The 19009-nt window shown below is 70.3% G+C and carries 16 protein-coding genes and 1 riboswitch; of the genes, 6 read left to right on the top strand and 10 right to left on the bottom strand.

What is annotated here, in order from left to right:
- Positions 1–34 precede the first annotated feature (34 nt).
- Genes tmk through ACT53R_RS01270 form a run of 5 tightly spaced genes read left to right on the top strand, consistent with a single transcriptional unit; the run spans position 35 to position 3511 of the window.
- Positions 35–679, top strand: coding sequence for a dTMP kinase (gene tmk / locus ACT53R_RS01290; protein ID WP_476170308.1), 645 nt, complete (start codon positions 35–37; stop codon positions 677–679).
- Positions 676–1716, top strand: a complete 1041-nt coding sequence (locus tag ACT53R_RS01285) for a DNA polymerase III subunit delta' (RefSeq protein ID WP_476170023.1) — start codon at positions 676–678, stop codon at positions 1714–1716. The genes tmk and ACT53R_RS01285 overlap by 4 nt, the downstream gene beginning before the upstream one ends.
- The gene (locus ACT53R_RS01280; protein WP_476170022.1) at positions 1713–2072 is read left to right on the top strand and encodes a PilZ domain-containing protein; all 360 of its coding nucleotides are present in this window, start codon (positions 1713–1715) and stop codon (positions 2070–2072) included. The genes ACT53R_RS01285 and ACT53R_RS01280 overlap by 4 nt, the downstream gene beginning before the upstream one ends.
- Before the next feature lie 40 nt (positions 2073–2112).
- Positions 2113–2721: a DUF938 domain-containing protein gene (locus ACT53R_RS01275; protein WP_476170021.1), complete on the top strand. Its 609-nt coding sequence runs from the start codon at positions 2113–2115 to the stop codon at positions 2719–2721.
- Positions 2722–2758: 37 nt separating this feature from the next.
- The gene (locus ACT53R_RS01270; RefSeq protein WP_476170020.1) at positions 2759–3511 is read left to right on the top strand and encodes a hypothetical protein; all 753 of its coding nucleotides are present in this window, start codon (positions 2759–2761) and stop codon (positions 3509–3511) included.
- An 89-nt stretch (positions 3512–3600) separates the two neighbouring features.
- Here ACT53R_RS01270 and ACT53R_RS01265 read toward each other — a convergent pair whose 3' ends face one another.
- Positions 3601–6516, bottom strand: coding sequence for a TonB-dependent receptor plug domain-containing protein (locus ACT53R_RS01265; RefSeq protein WP_476170019.1), 2916 nt, complete (start codon positions 6514–6516; stop codon positions 3601–3603).
- 309 nt (positions 6517–6825) lie between these two features.
- Positions 6826–9699, bottom strand: coding sequence for an aminomethyl-transferring glycine dehydrogenase (gcvP, locus tag ACT53R_RS01260; RefSeq protein WP_476170018.1), 2874 nt, complete (start codon positions 9697–9699; stop codon positions 6826–6828).
- 98 nt (positions 9700–9797) lie between these two features.
- Positions 9798–9943: riboswitch (glycine riboswitch) on the bottom strand.
- A 203-nt stretch (positions 9944–10146) separates the two neighbouring features.
- Here gcvP and ACT53R_RS01255 point away from each other — a divergent pair.
- Positions 10147–11391, top strand: coding sequence for a multidrug effflux MFS transporter (locus ACT53R_RS01255; protein WP_476170017.1), 1245 nt, complete (start codon positions 10147–10149; stop codon positions 11389–11391).
- 126 nt (positions 11392–11517) lie between these two features.
- Here ACT53R_RS01255 and ACT53R_RS01250 read toward each other — a convergent pair whose 3' ends face one another.
- From ACT53R_RS01250 to ACT53R_RS01215, 8 genes are all read right to left on the bottom strand, one after another.
- Positions 11518–11916 (bottom strand): c-type cytochrome, encoded by a 399-nt coding sequence (locus ACT53R_RS01250; RefSeq protein WP_476170016.1) that lies wholly within the window; start codon positions 11914–11916, stop codon positions 11518–11520.
- 2 nt (positions 11917–11918) lie between these two features.
- Positions 11919–13178, bottom strand: coding sequence for a hypothetical protein (locus ACT53R_RS01245; RefSeq protein WP_476170015.1), 1260 nt, complete (start codon positions 13176–13178; stop codon positions 11919–11921).
- The gene (locus ACT53R_RS01240; RefSeq protein WP_476170014.1) at positions 13175–13792 is read right to left on the bottom strand and encodes a cytochrome b; all 618 of its coding nucleotides are present in this window, start codon (positions 13790–13792) and stop codon (positions 13175–13177) included. Before ACT53R_RS01240 ends, ACT53R_RS01245 begins: the two co-directional genes overlap by 4 nt.
- A 161-nt stretch (positions 13793–13953) precedes the next feature.
- Positions 13954–15252, bottom strand: a complete 1299-nt coding sequence (locus ACT53R_RS01235; RefSeq protein WP_476170013.1) for an amino acid permease — start codon at positions 15250–15252, stop codon at positions 13954–13956.
- Positions 15253–15296: 44 nt separating this feature from the next.
- Positions 15297–16853 (bottom strand): trypsin-like serine peptidase, encoded by a 1557-nt coding sequence (locus ACT53R_RS01230; RefSeq protein WP_476170012.1) that lies wholly within the window; start codon positions 16851–16853, stop codon positions 15297–15299.
- 43 nt (positions 16854–16896) lie between these two features.
- A complete protein-coding gene (locus tag ACT53R_RS01225; protein ID WP_476170011.1) occupies positions 16897–17997 on the bottom strand; it encodes an aromatic ring-hydroxylating oxygenase subunit alpha in 1101 nt (366 codons plus the stop codon).
- A gap of 32 nt (positions 17998–18029) precedes the next feature.
- Positions 18030–18413 carry a hypothetical protein gene (locus ACT53R_RS01220; protein WP_476170010.1) on the bottom strand — a complete coding sequence of 128 codons (384 nt, stop codon included), beginning with the start codon at positions 18411–18413 and terminating at the stop codon, positions 18030–18032.
- A gap of 20 nt (positions 18414–18433) precedes the next feature.
- The gene (locus ACT53R_RS01215) at positions 18434–18895 is read right to left on the bottom strand and encodes a helix-turn-helix domain-containing protein (RefSeq protein ID WP_476170009.1); all 462 of its coding nucleotides are present in this window, start codon (positions 18893–18895) and stop codon (positions 18434–18436) included.
- Positions 18896–19009 lie beyond the last annotated feature (114 nt).

Raw genomic sequence — 19009 nt, 5'->3', positions numbered from 1 at the left:
CGTGTCTGTTGCATCCGTGCCCGACGCGCTGCCGATGCATCCGCGCTTCGTCAGCCTCGAAGGTGGCGAGGGCGCGGGCAAGACGACGGTGCTCAACGCGCTGCGCGAGGCGCTGCAGCAGACCGGCGCGGAAGTCGTCAGCACGCGTGAGCCCGGCGGCACGCCGCTGGCCGAGCAGATCCGCGAGCTGCTGCTGCACCCGGGCGACGAGAAGCCCGGCCCCGACACCGAACTGCTGCTGATGTTCGCCGCACGCGCCCAGCACGTGCGCGAAACCATCCTGCCGGCGCTCCAGCGCGGCGCGTGGGTGATCAGCGACCGCTTCACCGACTCCAGCTACGCCTACCAGGGCGGCGGCCGCGGGCTCGATCCGGCGTTCATCGCCGAACTCGAACGCCGCGTCGTCGGCCTGCGGCCCGGGCTGACGCTGCTGCTGGACCTCGGTGTCGCGCAGGGTCGCGAGCGCACGCGTGGCCGTGATCTCTATCCGGACCGCATCGAGCGCGAGCGCGACGATTTCTTCGAGCAGGTGCGGCGGGCGTTCCTCGCGCGCGCCCGCGCCGAGCCCGAGCGCGTGCGCGTGGTCGACGCCTCGCAGCCGGCGACCGCCGTCGCCGAGGACGCGGTGGCGATCCTGCGCCTGTTCATCGCGCGCAGCGCGGCGGGGCAGGCGGCGTGACCGGCTTCGAGCTGCCGCCGCTGGCGCCCTGGCAGCAGCGCGTCTACGCGCAGGCGGTGGCCGCGCTGGACGCCGGTCGCCTCGGCCACGGCCTGCTGCTCTGCGGCCCGCCGCAGCTCGGCAAGCGCGCGGTGGCCGAACGCCTGGCCCGGCGCCTGCTGTGCGAGGCGCGCACCGCCGACGGCGAGGCCTGTGGCCGCTGCCGCGGCTGCCTGCTGTTCGCCCAGCGCTACCAGCGCGATCCGCTGGAGGTGCGCCCCGACGGCGTGCCGTCGCATCCCTTCGGCCATCCCGCGCATCCCGACCTGATGCTGGTCGGCCATGAGGTCAACGACAAGACCGGGAAGCCGCGCACCGAGATCGTGATCGAACAGATCCGCCGGTTGTCGGAGAAGCTCGCGCTCACGCCGCAGTACGGCGGCGCGCAGATCGCGATCCTCGACCCGGCCGAAGCCATCAACCACGCCGCCTGCAACGCGCTGCTGAAGACGCTGGAGGAGCCGCAGGACGGCCGCTTCCTGTGGCTGGTCAGTGCCAATCCGGCGCGGCTGCCGGCGACCATCCGCAGCCGCTGCCAGCGGCTGGAGTTCCGGTTGCCGCCCGCCGCCGAGGCGCTGGCGTGGCTGCGCGCGCAGGGCCATGCCGCCGCCGCCGCGGGCGAGGCGCTGGACGCCGCCCGCGGGCATCCCGGCCTCGCCGATGCCTGGCTGCGCGACGGCGGCCTCGCACTGCGGCGGGAGGTGTCCGCCGACCTGCTGGCCGTGCGCCGCGGCGAGCGCTCGCCGCTGGAGGCCGCGCAGCGCTGGGCCGGCGGGGACGACCTCGACCTGCGCCTGCGCCACGCCGCCGATCTGGCGCTGGCCGATGCCGCCCGCTTGACCGATCCCGCCGGAATCCGCACGCTCGCATCCTGGTTCGACGCCGCCAACCGCACCCGCGATCTGCTGCGGACCACCGTCCGCGCGGACCTCGCCCTGGCCGAACTGCTGGCCCAGTGGCGCGGCGCGGCGCCCACAGCTTCAGGAGCAAGACGATGAACGCGAAAGTCGCCGGCGCCCGCCAGGGCATCCTGTCCCTCGCGGTGAAGGACAAGAACGCCCTGTTCCAGGCCTACATGCCCTTCATCAAGGGCGGCGGCGTGTTCGTGCCGACCGTGAAGCGCTACTTCATCGGCGACGAAGTCTTCCTGCTGCTCACGCTGCCCGAATCCTCCGAACGCCTGCCGGTCGCCGGCAAGGTCGCCTGGGTCACCCCGGCGGGCGCGCAGGGCAACCGCACCGCCGGCATCGGCGTGCAGTTCGCCGAGACCGCCGAAGGCGACGCGGTCCGCAACAAGATCGAAGCGATCCTCGCCGGCATCCTCACCTCGGACAAGCCGACGCACACGATGTGAGCGCGCCGGCGTCGTCCGGCCCGCATCGACGGATCGCCTGATGCCGCCGAAACCCTTCTCCCCCAGCTGCGAACGCAATCGCGATCCGATCCTCGACGTGCTGCGCACGGCGTTCGCCGGGCGCCGGCATGCGCTGGAGATCGGCAGTGGCACCGGGCAGCACGCGGTGCATTTCGCGGAGGCGATGCCGTGGCTGACGTGGCAGTGCTCGGATGCCGAGGCGAATCTGCCGGGCATCGGGCAATGGCTGGCCGAGGCGCAGTTGCCGAACACGCCGCCGGCGTTCGCGCTGCAGGCATCGGCCGAACCGCCGGGCTTCGAGCCGGTGCCGCCCGCACGCTTCGATGCGGTGTTCAGCGCGAACACGTTGCACATCATGGGCTGGCCGGAGGTCGAAGGTTTCTTCGCCGGGCTGCGCGACGTCTGCGAAGCCGACGCGATCGTCGCGGTCTACGGGCCGTTCAACGTCGGCGGCACCTTCACCAGCGACAGCAACCGCGAGTTCGACGGCTGGCTGAAGGCGCGCGATCCGCGCTCGGGCATCCGCGATCGCGAGGCGGTCGACGCGCTCGCGCGGGCGGCGGGTTTCCGCGCGGCGGAGGTCGTCGCGATGCCCGCGAACAACCAGATGCTGCTCTGGCGGACGTGACACAATCGCCCGGATCGAAGCCGGGGAGTGTCGTCCGATGTCCATGCCGTTGCCCGCGATGCGCGCGCTCGCCGCATCGCTGCTCGTCGCCTGCTGCGCCACGGTGTCGGCGGAGGAGGGCGATCCGCCGGAGGTGACGTACCCGACGCTGCCGGCGCGCGGCGCCACGCCCGACGCCTTCGTGCCTGCGGGCTGGGCGATCGAGATGCGCGCCGCCGGCGATCTCGACAAGGACGCCCGCGACGATCTCGTCATCGTGCTCCGAATGCATGACGCCGCGAACGTCATCCACAACGACGGCATGGGCCCGGACGAGTTCGACACCAATCCGCGCATGCTCGCCGTGTTGCTCGCCGATGCCGACGGTTACCGGCTGGAAGCCGAAGACCACGCGCTGGTGCCGCGGCCGGACAATCCGGTGATGGACGACTACCTCGGCGGCGACGGTGCCGTCAGCGTGCAGCGCGGTGCGTTCACGGTGGCCCTGCATGCCTGGGCCAGTGCCGGCACGTGGTACACCAGCGGCACGACGTTCACTTTCCGCCGGCAGGACGGCTGTTTCCGGTTGATCGGCTACGACCGCACGGAGATGCATCGCGCCAGCGGCGAGATGACCACGATCAGCGCGAACTACCCGGCTCGTCGCGCGACGGTCGAACTGGGCAACATGGAATCCGACGTGCCGACGAAGACGCGCACGCTGCGACTGGCGGCGAAGCCGATGCCGATGCCGTGCCTGGCCGACATCGGCAACGGCTTCGATTTCGATCCGGGCGTGCCGACCGAATGACGCCGGTCGGATGAAAGGCACGGGCCCCGCATGCGGGGCCCGTGTCGTGTCGCGACGTGTGCGGCGCGCGGGCGCGAGGCCCGCGTCCGTCAGCGGAACGTGTACTCGACCATCAGCGTGTAGGCGCGGCCGCGCGGATCGGCGATGCGCGGTTCCCACGCGGCGCCGGAGGCGAAGTCGTTCATGTGGTCGGTGAACGGCGGATCCTGGTCGAGGAGGTTCTTGATGCCGAACCCCAGCTTGAGGTTGTGCACGCCGGTCCAGCTCACGCTGTAGTCGTAGGTGGTGTAGCCGTCCACCTGCGGGCTCCAGTCCGCCGGGATGTAGCTGCCGTTGGCTACGCTCGCCGGCAGTTCGTCGTAGTAGCCGTCGCGATGGCTCTGGACGAGGCTGTGCGACCACGTGCCTCGCGTGTAGCTGAGGTTGATCGTGTGCTTCCAGCGGATCGGCAGGTTGTAGTAGCGCACGTAGCGGCCGACGAGGTTGGCCGAATACGGCAGCGCTTCCAGCGCCTTGGTGCGGAAATCCTGGATGTAGCTGCCGTTGAGGTTGACGTTCCAGCGGCCGCCCGCGAGTTCACCGCTGAGGTTGGCGTCCAGCTCGAAGCCGCGCATCAGGCTGCCGCCGGAATTGATGTAGCGGCGGTCGATCGCCACCACTTCGCCCGCGTCGTCGCGGATCCAGTTGTCCTGGAACAGGTCGTAGTACTGGATCAGCACGTCGCGCGGCGCGGAGCGGATCGTGTTGGTGCGTTCGATCTCCCACCAGTCCAGCGCGATGTTGAGTTGCGACATCGGCGAATACACCACGCCGATGCTCTTCTGAGTGGATTCCTCGGGTTCGAGGGTGGCCTTGCCGCCGAAGATCTCGACCGGGCGGATCACTTCGCAGCCCGGCACCGTCGGCTTCGCCACGCCACCCGGGCAGGTGCGCGGGTCGGCCAGGTCCTGGCCGGTGTACTGCACTTCGCTCACGCCGTTGAACAGCTGGTTGAAGCTGGGCACCTTGAAGCCGGTGCTGTACGCGCCGCGGAACAGCAGCGAATCGAACGGCCGGTACTTGAACGACACCTTCGGATTGGTGGTGCCGCCGAAGCCGCTGTAATGGTCGTAGCGGCCGGCGAGGTTCACGTCGAAGCGCTCGGTGATCGGCAACTGGAATTCGACGTACGCCGCGGCGATGTCGCGATGCACGTTGTCCAGCGCGTTCGCGTCGTCGAAGGGCGCGTTGAACACGGCGCGCTTGTTGGTGCGCTGGTCGCCGTCGAAGCGGAATTCCTCGCGGCGCAGGTCGATGCCGGTCGCCATCGCGATCGGGCCGCCGGGCAGGCGGAAGAAACCGAGGTCGCCGGAGATCGAGCCGTCGAGCGTGGTCACCAGCGATTCGCCGCCGTAGAGCTTCACGCCGCGGGCCGACGCGGCCTGCAGCGCCGCCATCGCGGCCGCCGACTGGCTTTCGCCGGGCGCCAGGAAGGGATTGATCAGGCCGCTGCCCAGCGCCTGCTTCAGCGCGTCGGTGTAGTGGAAGCCCGAGCCCAGCGTGGACTCGGACTGGCTGCTGGCGCGGCTGAGGCCGGCGTCGTAGCTCCAGCCGCCGAATGCGCCGTCGCCGCCGATGATGCCTTCGATGCCGGCGAGGACACGGTAGGACTTGGTCGTCGTCTGGATCTGGCGCGGGCCGCAGGGCAGGCAGCGCCAGCGATAGGCGATCGGCGCACCGTAGTTGAGCTGGCCGGCGCCGAAGTAGCCGGCGAGCGCGTTGTACACGCGGTTGTAGGTGTCCTGCGTGGTCGCGTTGAGCGGATACCAGGTGGTCGGCCCCATCGCGGTGGCCGCGGTCGAGGTGCTCGACGAGATCTGGTTCGGCTCGAACGTCTTCTCGACCTCGACCCTGGACGCGGTGAGTTCGACGTAGGCCTCGTGCGAGGCGCCGAGGCGGTAGGTGCCGCGGCCGATGAAATCGATGCTGTCCTGCGGCTGCTGGATCACCGCGGCGGCGGCGTAGTCCCACGCGCAGGCGTACTTCGAGCCCGGCGCGTTCCACAGCCGGTAGCCGTACGGGCCCATGTTCGGACCGGCGGCTTCGCAGCCTTCGGCGCCGGGCAGGTTGTAGATGTTCACCGCGTTCAGGCGGGTGGCGCCACCGGCCGGATCCAGTACGCCGTTGCGCAGCAGGCTGCTGGCGCCGGTGCCGCTGCTGCCGAGGCTGAAGACCGTCGCGAACGGCGTGCCGCGGGTGTCCGGCGACAGGCCGCGATCGGGCTGGAAGGTGTTGGAGAAATCGCGATCGTGGCCGCGCAGGATGGTGTTGCGCTTGAAGCTGATCGAACCGAAGGCGTTCCAGCCGTCGTTGTCCAGGTCGCCGCCGCCGAACAGCAGGCTGCTGCGGTAGATGTTGCCGCCGCCGGCCTCGGTGACGTCGAGGAACGTCGAGGTCTGGATGCCCTGGTAGTCGCGCTTGGTGATGAAGTTGATCACGCCGCCGATCGCGTCGGTGCCGTAGATCGCCGATGCACCGTCACGCAGCACTTCGACGCGTTCGATCGCCGCGAACGGGATCGCGTTGAGGTCGACCGCGCGGCCCTTCAGGCCATGGGTCGCCACGCGGCGGCCGTTGAGCAGCACCAGCGTGGCGTCGGCGCCCTGGCCGCGCAGGTTGGCGCCGGACACGCCGTTGTTGCCGCGCTGGTCCTCGTGGACGATGCCGGCGTTGCTGGCGAGGTTGTCCGAACCGTTGCCGGCGATGTTGAGCGTCATCAGCAGCTGTTCCGCCGAGGTGATGCCGCGTTCGTCGATCTGGGCCCGGCTGTAGACGGTGACCGGGAGCGCTTCCTCGACCTGGGCGCGCTTGATGCGCGAGCCGGTGACCGAGATGCGATCGATGGTCCGGGTGCCGTCGACGGGATCGGTGGCGGGGGCGGCGTCCTGGGCGAGGGCCGGCATCGCCAGGGCGGCGAGGAGCGCGGCACACAGGAGATCGACGCGGGGCAGTGCGCGTGCGGACATGCTGATCCCTCCCTGGGAATCTGGATGTTGAGGGGGTCGCGATCACGACCGGCGAGTCGCCGGCGGCATCCGGCCCTTCCCCCGGGCCGGTGCGTGATCGCCATCGCCTAATCTAGCAGGTTGGCGGAAACACGATGGTCATGATCGTGTGCTTCGCGTCCGGCGACGCCCGGGGATCCCGGGGCCGGCATGGCGAATCAAGCGCTTGCGCGCATCGGGGCGTGCGATCCCGAGGCAGGCGGCGGTTCCGGCCGCCTGCCGGGCGCGTGGCGGGGAGATTCCGGCGCGGTGGTCCGCGCCGGGCGGGGCTCAGGCCTCCGCGTCCTCGCGGTAGGCGTCGACCGGGATGCAGGCGCACATGACGTTCTTGTCGCCGTGGACGTTGTCCACGCGCGCCACCGGCGGCCAGTACTTCTGCTGCTTCAGCGTGGCCAGCGGGAACACCGCCAGTTCGCGCGGATAGGCATGCGTCCACTCGCTGGCGGACGCCATCGTCGCGGTATGCGGCGCATTGCGCAGCGGGTTGTCCTCGCGATCCAGGCGGCCGTCCTCGACCGCGCGGATCTCCTCGCGGATCTGGATCATCGCGTCGATGAAGCGGTCGAGTTCGTGCTGCGATTCGGACTCGGTCGGTTCCACCATCAGCGTGCCGGCGACCGGGAAGCTCAGCGTCGGTGCGTGGAAGCCGAAGTCGATCAGGCGCTTGGCGACGTCCTCGGCGGAGATGCCGGTGGCGTCCTTCAGCGGGCGCAGGTCGAGGATGCATTCGTGCGCGACCAGGCCGTTGCGGCCGGTGTACAGCGTCTTGTAGTGCGGCGCGAGCCGCTTGGCGATGTAGTTCGCATTGAGCAGCGCCACCTGCGTGGCCTTGCGCAGGCCGGCCGCGCCCATCAGCGTGACGTACATCCAGCTGATCGGCAGGATCGAGGCCGAACCGAACGTCGCCGCCGACACCATGCCGACGTTGCCTTCGCCGCCGAACGCGCGCGGCAGGAACGGCGCGAGATGCGACTTCACCGCGCACGGGCCGACGCCCGGGCCACCGCCGCCGTGCGGGATGCAGAAGGTCTTGTGCAGGTTGAGGTGCGAGACATCCGAGCCCCACTTGCCGGGCTTGGCGACGCCGACCAGTGCGTTCATGTTCGCGCCGTCGGTGTACACCTGGCCGCCGTGGCGGTGCACGATCTCGCAGATCTCGACCACGTCTTCCTCGAACACGCCGTGCGTGGACGGGTAGGTCATCATCAGCGCGGCGAGGCGGTCGGCATGCTTCTCCGCGTTGCGGCGGATGTCCTCGACGTCGACGTTGCCGTTCGCGTCGCACTTGGTCACGACGACGGTCATGCCGCACATCTGCGCCGACGCCGGATTGGTGCCATGCGCGGATTCGGGGATCAGGCAGATGTCACGATGGCCTTCGCCGCGGGCGCGGTGGTAGGCGCGGATCGCGAGCAGACCGGCGTATTCGCCCTGCGCGCCGGAATTCGGCTGCAGGCTGACGGCGTCGTAACCGGTGCATTCGACCAGCATCGCCTCGAGACCGTCGATCAGCTCGCGATAGCCCTGCGCCTGCGCGGCCGGTGCCAGCGGATGGAGGTTCGCGAACTCGGGCCACGTCACCGGGATCATCTCCGCGGTGGCGTTGAGCTTCATGGTGCAACTGCCCAGCGGGATCATGGTGCGATCCATCGCCAGGTCCTTGTCGGCCAGCGCGCGCATGTAGCGCAGCAGTTCGTGCTCGCTGTGGTGGGTGTTGAACACCGGGTGTGTCAGGAACTCGCTGGTGCGCAGCAGCGACGACGGCAGCGCGTCGGCGGTGGCGGCGTCCAGCGCGTCGATGTCGGCGTCGGCGCCGAACAGCGCGGCCAGCGCGATGACGTCGTCGCGGGTCGTGGTCTCGTCGAGGCTGATGCCGACGCCGCCGGCATCGAGGGCGCGCAGGTTGATGCGCGCCGCGTTCGCCTTCGCGTGCACGGCCGCGGCATCGATGCCGGTGATGTGCAGGGTGTCGAAGAAATCGCCGCCGACGGTCGCACCGGCCTTGCGCAGCGCGGCGGCGAGGATCGCGGCCAGGCGATGCGTGCGGCGCGCGATGCGGGTCAGCCCTTCGGCGCCGTGGTAGACCGCGTACATCGAGGCCATCACCGCCAGCAGCACCTGCGCGGTGCAGATGTTCGACGTGGCTTTCTCGCGGCGGATGTGCTGTTCGCGGGTCTGCAGCGTGAGGCGATAAGCCGGCTTGCCTTCGGCGTCGATCGACACGCCGATCAGGCGGCCCGGCATGCTGCGCTTGTAGGCGTCGCGGCAGGCCATGAACGCCGCGTGCGGGCCGCCGAAACCGAACGGCACGCCGAAGCGCTGGCTGTTGCCGACCACGATGTCCGCGCCCCATTCGCCCGGCGCCGCGATCAGCGTCAGCGCGAGCAGGTCGGTCGCCACCGCGACCAGGCCACCGCGTGCGTGCACGGCGTCGGCGACGGTGCGGTAATCGCGGATGTTGCCGAAGGTGTCGGGATACTGCAGCAGCACGCCGAAGCTGTCGGTCGACGCGGCCGCGGCGTCGTCGCCGAACGCCAGTTCGATGCCCAGCGGTTCGGCACGGGTCTTCAGCACTTCGACGGTCTGCGGATGCACGCCGTTCGACACGAAGAACACGTTCGACTTCGACTTCGCCGAACGCTTGGCGAGCGTCATCGCCTCGGCGGCGGCAGTGCCTTCGTCCAGCAGCGAGGCGTTCGCGATCTCCATGCCGGTGAGATCCATGCACATCTGCTGGAAGTTGATCAGCGCTTCCATGCGGCCCTGCGAGATCTCGGCCTGGTACGGCGTGTAGGCCGTGTACCACGCGGGGTTCTCGAGGAGGTTGCGCAGGATGACGTTCGGCGTATGGGTGCCGTGGTAACCCTGGCCGATGAAGCTGCGGAACACCTGGTTGCGGTCGGCGAGGGCGCGGATCTTCGCCAGCGCCTCGACCTCGGTGACCGCGTCGGGCAGCGCCAGCGGCGCGGCCGATTTGATGCTGGCCGGGACGATCGCGTCGGTCATCGCCTCCAGCGAGTCGTGGCCGACGATGCGCAGCATGTGCGCGATCTCGGCGTCGTTCGGGCCGATGTGGCGTTCGATGAAGGCGGAATGGTGTTCGAGATCGCGCAGGGTGGCGCGGGCGTTCGGCGTCGGGGACATGAGGGGTCGTCGGTCGGGCGGAAGGGAGGGCGATCCATGCCGGTCGGCCATGGCCGACAAGCGCTCGCAGGCTCGCAGCAATGCTGCTCGAAAGCCCTGCTCGCCCCTCTGTCCTTCTGCCTGAGAGTTTCGAGACACGATCCGCGGGAAGCGGGGGAGGTGCGCTCCCGTGACGTGCTCTTGCCCCTTCGGCGCCGGCACGGCCCGGTGTCGCAGGGCGGCCGATCTCTCCAGAGTGCAGTTCGGACGGCGGTATCAGGCCTGAGCGATTCCGGGCGAATTGCGCCTTCGGCAGCGGACCGGACGAGGATCGGGCCGCTTCTCCCACCGTGTGCGGCGATTATAGCCGCAGGCATGACAGTCCGTCCGATGGCCCTCCCGGCGGTCGCGGCGGACGCCCGCGGGCGGGCCGCGTACCATGGCCGGCCCCACGCCGCCGGCTTGTCCATGCCCGTCCCGACTTCCCCGTCGCCCCCCCGGCGCCTCGCCGTCATCCTCGGCGGGCTGGCGATGATCGGGCCGTTCTCGATCGACACCGTGTTCCCGGCGTTCCCGCAGATCGGGGCCCAGTTCGGCGTCGATGCCGTCGCGATGCAGCAGACGATCAGCGTCTACCTGTTCGCCTACGCGCTGATGAGTCTGGTGCACGGCCCGCTGTCGGACGCCATCGGCCGGCGGCGGGTCATCCTCGGCGGGCTGGCGGTGTTCGCGGTGGCCTCCGCTGGCTGCGCGCTGTCCACCAGCCTGCCGGTGTTGCTGGCGTTCCGGGCCCTGCAGGGCATGTGCGCCGGTGCGGGCATGATCGTGGGCCGGGCGGTGATCCGCGACCTGTTCCATGGCCAGGTCGCGCAGAAGCTGATGAGCCAGGTGTCGATGATCTTCGGCATCGCGCCCGCACTGGCGCCGGTGCTGGGCGGCTGGATCCTCGGCTGGTCGCGCTGGCCGGCGATCTACTGGTTCCTGGTGCTGTTCGCGCTGGCGATGCTGGCCGGGACCTGGTGGGGGCTGCGCGAGACCCATCCACCCGAGGCGCGGCTGCGCCCGAAGCCGAAGGCGCTGCTGCGCAACCACGCCTACATCCTGCTGAACCGGCGGTTCCAGCGCTTCGCCGCCGCCGGCGGCTTCAACTTCGCGGGTCTGTTCCTCTACATCGCGTCGGCGCCGGTGTTCGTGCTGCAACACCTGCGGCTGGGCGAGCACCAGTTCGGCTGGTTCTTCGTGCCGACGATCGCCGGCATGGTCACCGGGTCGTTCCTGTCCGGTCGCGCCGCCGGGCGGATCGGCGGGAACCGGCTCGCCGGCTACGGGTTCGCGGTCTGCGGCGTCGCCGGCGTGCTCAACATCGCCTACAACCTGTGGGTGCCGCAGCCGTCGCTGCCGTGGGCGGTGCTGCCGATGGCGATCAACGCGCTCGGCATCTCGCTGGTGTTCCCGATCCTCACCCTTGCCATCCTCGACATGTATCCGCACCAGCGCGGTGCGGCCTCGTCGCTGCAGGCGTTCACCAGCCTGATCCTGCAGGCGATGGTCGCGGGCCTGTTCTCGCCGATGCTCAGCGCGCACCCGATGCATCTGGCGCTGGGCTCGGCGACGGCCACCGCGATCGGCTTCGGCTTCTGGTGGTGGGAGGTCACGCGGACGCGGATGCCGCCGGATGGCGAGCCGGTGGCGTCGTCGCCGCCGGCGCTGTGATCCCCGCGGGCGATGCGATCGGACCTCGAACGCGCCTCGACATGAAAACGCCCCGGTGGGCGGCCCGGATTCGGAGTGGATCCCGGAACCGAGCCGCGTCACCGGAGCGAGCGGTCGTTGCCGATCTCAGCGCGCGGTCTTGAGGAACGCGAGCAGGTCGGCGATGTCCTGGGCGGTGAGGTCGCCGCCGTCGTCGTACTTCATCTTGCCGCCGGGCACGACCTTCTTCGGCGCGGCGATGTAGGCGGCGAGCTTCTCCGGCGTCCACACGATGCCGCTGTGCGCGAGCGCGTCGGAGTATTTGTAGCCCGGCACGGTGCCGGCGGTGCGTCCGCTCACCGCGGCGAGCGTCGGACCCTTCTTGTTCTTGCCGGGACGCAGGCTGTGGCAGTCGGCGCATTCGGAATCGTAGACGTCGCTGCCGGCGTCGGCGCGACCGACCGCGGCGGCGCGCGCGGGCGCCGCCAGGCCGAGGCCGAGCGCGCAGAGCGCGCCGGCCAGGAGGAGCGGAGTGGTGATGTGCATGGTCAGAACGCCGTCCAGACGAAGAAGTGGAGGGAATTGCTGTCGCTGGCCTTCTCGCTCACGCCGGCCTCGTCATGCACCTTGTTGAAGCCGACATACTGCAGGCCGAGGCGGACGTTGGCCCACGGCGCCTTCCACGAATCTTCCTTGCCCCACGGCGTCCAGTCGGCCTGCAGGATGTAGCCGCTGTTGTCGTTCGCGCCGGTGTGCGAGGTGGCGTTGAACAGGCCGACGCTGCCACCCCAGGTGTTGCGGAAGTGGTAGGAGGCGTTGAGCTTGCCTTCGGAGATGCGGTCGTGCGCCACGCTGTCGCGTTCGCGCAGGTAGCTGCCGTTGACGGTCACCACGTGCTCGCGGGTGCCGAGGAACTGGTAGCTGCCGTCCACGCCGAAGTCGTGGAAGCGCGCGGCGGACGTGCCGTCCTCGCGGCTTTCCAGCGAACCGTTGTTGCCGAACATGCCGACCGACCAGCCGGCGTGTTTCGCGTCGCCGAGCCACGCCACGCGCCAGTAGTTGGAGTCGTGGAGGATGCCGGGCGAACTGTCGCGGCCGACGCCGATGCGCGACAGCGCGCTGGGCGAGAGCGAACGGTAGGTGCCGAGTTCGGTGTAGAGATGGTCGTTCCACAGCGCGTAGCCGGAGGCACCGATCACGGTGCCTTCGAGGCCGCCGATGCCGGTGAATTCGGCGCCGCCCGCACCGGCGCCGCGCGGGGCCGAGACGTAGGGATAGCCCCAGGCTGGCAGCGTGTTCAGCGGATCGGTGAGCGTGGGCGCGTTGTTGATCGACACGCCGAAGATCGTGTCCTTGCCGCGCACCTGCTTCGTGGTGGCGTAGCGCACGTCGAGCAGGTCGAGCGCGGTCTTGTGCTCCAGGCCGTCGTAGGTGATCTGGGTGAAGCTGCCGATGTGGTCGGTGATCTTGCCGGCGAGGAACACCGATGCCTCGGCGAGGTCGGCGTGCGTGAGCTTGCCGCTGTCGTCTTCGGTCGCGGTATGCGTGACCGAACCGACCGCCATCGCCGACACCGGGATCTTGCGACCCTGGCCGTCGGAATCGGTGTAACCGCCGAGTTTGAAGCGCATGCCGTAGGGCGTGAGCGCCGGGCCGAAGGCGCCGATGTGGCAGGCCGCGCATTCCTGGCCGGTCTGGCGCGAGTAACTGGGCACGGCCAGCGCGTCGGTGGCGTACAGCGCCGCCAGCGGCAGCAGCCATGCGCACAGCCTGCGCGTGAAGCGCGCCGTGGATTGCGTTCGGATCATTCGTTCACCTCTTCGGCGGGGGGAGTGGGAAAGGGCGCGGAATCGGACTTCGGCGCCGTGCCGCGCAGCAGCATCGAGCGCAGCACGTCGTCCTTCGTGCCGAAGTGGTGCCAGAGCGCGCCGAGGGCATGCACGCCGATGATCGCCAGCAGCACCCAGCCCAGTGTGGTGTGCAGCGATTCCAGGGTTTCGGCCAGGTCGCGATCACGACCGAGCAGCCGCGGCAGTTCGAGACCGAAGAAGACGACCGGCTTGCCGCGCGCGTTGAAGTAGGCCCACCCGAGCAGCGGCAGTGCGATCAGTGCGAGATAGAGGAACAGATGCAGCAACGCGGCCGCGCGGCCTGGCGGCGAGCGGCGATCGTGGGTGTCGGGCGCGCGCGCGCCGAGGCGCGACACGATGCGGAACGTGGCGAGCAGCAGCACCAGCACGCCGGCCTGGGTGTGGAGGCGCATCAGCGCCTTGCCGTCGCTGTCCTCGATCCATTCGCGGCCGAGGATCGCGCCCACCGCGATCGCGACCACGAGGAAGATGAGCCAGTGCAGCGCGCGCACGCGCAGCGGCCACTGCGGAGACGTCGTGATCGATGGAGTGGACTGCGCGTGTGCGGACATCGCGTCGCCTTTGCGTGTGCTTGGCGACGATTGGATGAAGATCGCATTAGGGCAGTCTTAAGCACCGATGAAAACGAAATCCTCGATGCGGAAATGCGACATCGCGTCGGATCCGCCGCGACGCGATGTACAAAGTGGATGAAATTTGCGTTCGCGCAGCGTTAACGCGTCGAACGCATGCGCCGCCATGCGTGCAGTGGCAGCCCCGCGAGCACGAGCACTGCGCCCCAGACCAGCGCTTCGCTGCCGGTGCCGAGCAGCGCGTAGACGCTGTAGAGCAAGGCCAGTGCGGCTGCCACGCGACCGTTGTGGCCCAGGCGCAGCCACGCCGCGCTGCTGAAGACGTACGGCAGCAGCGTCGCGGCGGTCGAGAGCAGGATCGAGAACGTGTAGACCTCGCCGAGCGGGCCGGTGTATTTCGCGACCACCAGCAGGCTCGCGAGCACGGTGCCCACCCAGATGCCGAAGCGCGGCGTGCCGCGTGCATCCAGCATGGCGAACGCGCGCGGGAACAGGCCGTCCTCGGCGGCGGCCATCGGCAACTGCGCCGACAGCAGCACCCAGCCGTTGAGCGCGCCGAGGCAGGAGATCGCCGCGACCACCGCGATGCCCACGCCGGCCGCCGGGCCCCACAGCAGGCGTGCGGCATCGGCCATCGGTGCGGTGGACGCCATGGCGGCGTCGGGCGAGAGCAGGCCGAGCACCGCGGTGCAGGCGAGCAGGGTGGCGACGCCGGCCAGCAGCGTGCCGATCAGCGTCGCGCGGGGAATCGTGCGTTCGGCGTCGTGGATGGCGCCGGCGGGAATGGTCGCCGCTTCCAGCCCGAGGAACGCCCACAGCGCGAGCGCGACGGTCGCGTGCACCGCGCCGAAGGTCGACGCCGGCGCGCCGGCCTTCGCGGCGGCGGCGATGGCCTGGCCGGGATCGGCGAATTTCGACGGATCCAGCCACCAGATCGCGATGCCGCCGAACAGCAGCAGCGGCAGCACCTTGAGGATCGTGGTCAGCACCTGCGCACGCCCGGCCTCGCGCACGCCGGCGAGGTTGATCGCCGCACACAGCCACAGCGCCGCCAGTGCGAGCGACGCGCCGCGCGCAGGCGTCGCCACCAGCGCCGGGAACAGCGCGCCCAGGCTGCCCGCGAAGGCGACTGCGATGGCCGCGTTCGCGCACCAGATCGAGATCCAGTAGCTCCACGCGATCGCGAAGCCGACGGTGTCGCCGAAGGCCTCGCGGGCGTAGGCGTAGGGCCCGCCCGCCTGTGCGCCGCGCGCGGCGAGGTGCGAGAAGGTCAGGGCCAGCAACAGCGCGCCGCAGAGCGTGATCGCCCAGCCGTACAGGCCGAGCGCGCCGTAGGGAGCCAGCGACGCCGGCAGCAGGAACACCCCGCTGCCGATCATGTTGCCCGCGACCAGCGCGATCGCGGACCACAATCCGAGAGGACGCGACCCGGCGCTCACCTTTGCGGATCGGCCGTCACGTCCGTGGCGTCAGCGACGGACCGTCACTTGCGGCCGGCGCCTTCGCGCACGACCGGAACCAGTCGTGCCCCGCGCGGCGTGGCGGTGGTCGTCGGTTGCGCCTGCGCGGCCTGTGCCGACGGCACGGTGGCGGTGCCGGGGCGGGTGTGATGGCGCGGCCCGTTGCCGTTGAGCACCGCCGGCTGCGGTTCCAGCCAGCTCTTGATGTTGGGGAAGTACACGTCGAGGCGCGAGTAGTAGTCGCGGTTCTGCGTGTTCGAGGTCGAGCCCGTGTTCGAGCAAGACGCGAAGCCGCCGTACAGGCCGCCGCGCACCACGTAGCCGTTCGCGCCGGTGGTGAACAGCGCCGAGCCGCTGCTGCCGCCTTCGGTGGTGCCGCTGAGCCACGCGATCTCGATGTTGTCGGCGTCCTTGCTCATCACCTGGCCGGACGAGACCTTCTTCGCGTCGCCGGCCGGATGGTGGATCGCGACGACGGCGGTGCCGTCGGTGATCGCCGCCGCGTTCCAGCCTGCGAAGTACGCGGTCGCCGGCGGCGCGTTGTTGAGGCGGATGAACATGCCGTCGGTGTTGTTGTCCGAGAACAGGTACGTCGCGCCGCCTGCCAGCTGGCTGACCGTGGTCGAGGTGAAGTTGCTGCAGGCCGTGGTCTCGTAGTTCCAGTACGTGTTCAGCGTGTTCGCGACCGTCTGCATCTGCGACGGCACGGGCGCCGCGTTGGTGTTGCTGGAGAAGCAGTGGTTCGCGCTGAGGAAATACGGCACCTGCGTCTGCGGCACGGTGTCGGCCAGCAGCGTGCCGGTGCACAGGTAGCTGCTGCTGCCGACCACGAACACCATGCGCGCGACCGCGTTCTTGGCGTTGACGTAGTCCTGGCCCAGTTCGTTGACGCGGCAGATCACGTTGACGTTGCAACTGCCGGATTCGCCGATCTTCTCGACCAGCTTGAAGCTGTTGCGGCTGTCGGCCACGAGGTGCGACAGCACCGGCGCGTCGATGCGCGCGGCGGACGCCGGCACGCCCTTCGGACGGAAGATCTCGATGATCTGCGATTCGCCGTCGGTGCCGGGCGTCCAGAAGTGGCCGTCGGTGCCGGGCAGGCGCTTGACTTCGGCACCGGTCATCACCGCGACCACGTCGTTCGGACGGGCCGAACCCGCGAAGCGCAGTTCCACGCGGTCGGACAGCGCGCTCACGTCCAGGCCCACGCGCAGGGCCATCGCGTCCGTCGAACGCACTTCGGCCCGCGCCACCCAGCCGCCGGCGGCGGGCATCCACTTCAGCGCCGGCAGGTGCGACTGCGCGCCTTCCTGCACGGCGTCGCGGCCGATGCCGATCTGGGTCGCCTTCAGGCCAGGGGCCGCGTTCTTGCGCTGGAGGTCGAGCAGTCGCCTGGCCGACACCGCGCCGTATTCCATGCGCGCGACGTTCGCGGACGGGAAGGCGGCGGCGCGCCAGTGGATGGCGGCCGCGGGCGCGGTCCGGCTCGGTTCGCCCGGGGCTTCGGACGCGGCGGCGATCGTCGGCGCGGTGGCGGCGATCGCGGTCAGGAGGGCGAGGGTGAGGCGGAAGGTCGACATGGCGTTGGCTTCTGGAAGGTTCGGAAGGAAGGGCGGGGTGGCGTCACTCGCGATCGGCCGTCTCCGCCTCGCGGTAGGCACGGCGCACCCGTTCATGGAAATGATGCACCGCGTTCTCGCGCAGCGGGTTGAGGCGTCCCGCCTCGTAGGAACCGGAGGCAAGGCCGCGCTGCACGTCCTCGCAGATCGCGATGTCCTCGTCCTGCACGACATCGCTGAAATCCCGGTCGGCGGCGCGGCGGGCCTGCCCGGCCTCGCTGTCGTCCGGTGCGTAGTAGAAATCGAACTCCACGCGGCAGCGGTCCGGGGCGATCGGCACCACGCGGTTGGTCTGCAGGCGGCCGGGCAGGATGTTCAGCATCGTGTTCGGCCACAGCCAGTAATACAACGCGTCACCGTTGCCGTAGAGGCCGTCGCCGCTTTCCAGCGGGCTCCACTGGAACGAATACCACTCGGCGGTCTCGGTGACGTAGCTGCGGTAGTCCAGCAGCCGGTTCAGCTCGGGATGCACGTGCGGGACGTGATAGCCCTCGAGGTAATTGTCGACGTACACCTTCCAGTGGCAGGCGATCTCGTAGGCCACGTGCTGGTGGTGGGCGAAGTCGGCCAACCGCCGATCCGGGCCGATGCGGGCGTCGATGCCGGCGACGAAGGCCTCGAACGGCGGTGCCGCGGCCTCGTCGACGGTCGCGAACAGCATGCCCTGCCACTCGCGCACCGCGAGCTGCGGCAGGCGGATGTCGGTGGGGTCGAAGTCGGGCACGCCCGCCATCTCGGTCGCGCTGCGCAGGCGCCCGTCGAGGGTGTAGGTCCAGCCGTGGTAGCGGCAGCGCAGCGCCTTCGCGCCGAGGCCGTCGCACTGCGCCAGCGGGCCGGCGCGATGGCGGCAGACGTTGTGCATCGCGCGGACCACGCCGTCGTCGCCGCGCACCGCGATCACCGGCAGACCGCCGAAATCGACGACCACGTGGTCGCCCGGTGCGCGCAGCCGGCTGACGTGCGCGATCAGCTGCCAGCCGCGGTTGAAGATCGCCCGGCGGTCGAGCGCCGGGATCGCCGGATCGACGTAGCAGCGCGCCGGCAGCGCGAGCGCCCGCTCCAGCGGCTGGGCGGCGAGATCGGCGAGGCGGCGGGGTGCGGACATGCCGCGAGTATCGCGCACCCCTGCCGGGGCTGTCAGCTTCGCCCGTGCGGATCGCCCGGCGACGGCCGGGGCGGCACCCCGCGCAGGCCGGCCGCGGCCTCGACCAGCAGCGCGCAGGCCCGGGTTGCATCGAGCGACCGGCCCGTCGCCCGCTGCACGGTCAGGGCCAGGACCTCCCAGACCACGCAGTCGTAGAGCACGTCGACCGACAGCGGTACCGCCGGCCCGCCGGGCCGCAGCCGGCCGGCGACCCGGTGCTGGTAGACGGACAGCACCGCGAGGTCCGGGTCGGCCAACCCCAGATCGACGGTCAACGACTGCCCGGGCCGCAAGTCCTTGGCGGGCCGCCCTGACACCCCCGCGATGTGCACGAGGGTGTCGCGGGCCGCGATGTGAAGCGCTTCATCCCTGTCCATGCGCGTCTCCCGATGGGGTTTCACGGATTCGGCAACAGCAGCGTCTCGACCGGCACTTCGTAATACTTCGCGAACTCGCGGGCGATGCGGAACCGGACCATGGTCCCGCGCGGGGATTCGACGCGCTTGAGGGTCGCGATCGAGATGCGGATGTTGGCGTCCTCGAACGCGTAGACGAGGTCCTGCTGGCTCAGCAGCTTGCCGATGCGCAGCCGCCGCAGCAGCGCACCGTTCAGCCGGATGCGGCCGCGCGGATCGGCGGGCGGCTCCGCGGGCGGAGTCGGCCCGGGCCAGGGAATCACCACGCCGGCAGGCGGATCGGGCGGGGCGGACGGCGGCGCCCCGGCCGGCGCCGGCGGCGGGTTGCCCACCGGCTCGGCCAGCGCGGCGGCGTCGGCGGGAGAAGGAGAGGACTGCGGGCGGGCGTCGTCGAGCAGCGCGCAGAGGACGACCGGGAGGGGCGAAACGGGCGAATCGGTCATGACGGGCTCCGGAAGCGGACGAAGGGGGAGGTCCTTGCCGGACCCCCGACGTCCCCACGACGACCTCGCCGCGGGGCCCGCCGACCCTCCCCGAACCGCTTCCGGATGTCCCTT

Source organism: Lysobacter sp. DMC104, from assembly GCF_056313665.1.
This window is presented reverse-complemented; position numbering and strand designations above follow the sequence as displayed.

Bases quoted from the DNA above. Each gene is read 5' to 3' on its own strand.
- tmk (WP_476170308.1), top strand. From the start codon at position 35: ATGCATCCGCGCTTCGTCAGCCTCGAAGGTGGCGAGGGCGCGGGCAAG.
- ACT53R_RS01280 (WP_476170022.1), top strand. From the start codon at position 1,713: ATGAACGCGAAAGTCGCCGGCGCCCGCCAGGGCATCCTGTCCCTCGCG.
- ACT53R_RS01275 (WP_476170021.1), top strand. From the start codon at position 2,113: ATGCCGCCGAAACCCTTCTCCCCCAGCTGCGAACGCAATCGCGATCCG.
- ACT53R_RS01270 (WP_476170020.1), top strand. From the start codon at position 2,759: ATGTCCATGCCGTTGCCCGCGATGCGCGCGCTCGCCGCATCGCTGCTC.
- ACT53R_RS01265 (WP_476170019.1), bottom strand. From the start codon at position 6,516: ATGTCCGCACGCGCACTGCCCCGCGTCGATCTCCTGTGTGCCGCGCTC.
- gcvP (WP_476170018.1), bottom strand. From the start codon at position 9,699: ATGTCCCCGACGCCGAACGCCCGCGCCACCCTGCGCGATCTCGAACAC.
- ACT53R_RS01255 (WP_476170017.1), top strand. From the start codon at position 10,147: ATGCCCGTCCCGACTTCCCCGTCGCCCCCCCGGCGCCTCGCCGTCATC.
- ACT53R_RS01250 (WP_476170016.1), bottom strand. From the start codon at position 11,916: ATGCACATCACCACTCCGCTCCTCCTGGCCGGCGCGCTCTGCGCGCTC.
- ACT53R_RS01245 (WP_476170015.1), bottom strand. From the start codon at position 13,178: ATGATCCGAACGCAATCCACGGCGCGCTTCACGCGCAGGCTGTGCGCA.
- ACT53R_RS01240 (WP_476170014.1), bottom strand. From the start codon at position 13,792: ATGTCCGCACACGCGCAGTCCACTCCATCGATCACGACGTCTCCGCAG.
- ACT53R_RS01230 (WP_476170012.1), bottom strand. From the start codon at position 16,853: ATGTCGACCTTCCGCCTCACCCTCGCCCTCCTGACCGCGATCGCCGCC.
- ACT53R_RS01225 (WP_476170011.1), bottom strand. From the start codon at position 17,997: ATGTCCGCACCCCGCCGCCTCGCCGATCTCGCCGCCCAGCCGCTGGAG.
- ACT53R_RS01220 (WP_476170010.1), bottom strand. From the start codon at position 18,413: ATGGACAGGGATGAAGCGCTTCACATCGCGGCCCGCGACACCCTCGTG.
- ACT53R_RS01215 (WP_476170009.1), bottom strand. From the start codon at position 18,895: ATGACCGATTCGCCCGTTTCGCCCCTCCCGGTCGTCCTCTGCGCGCTG.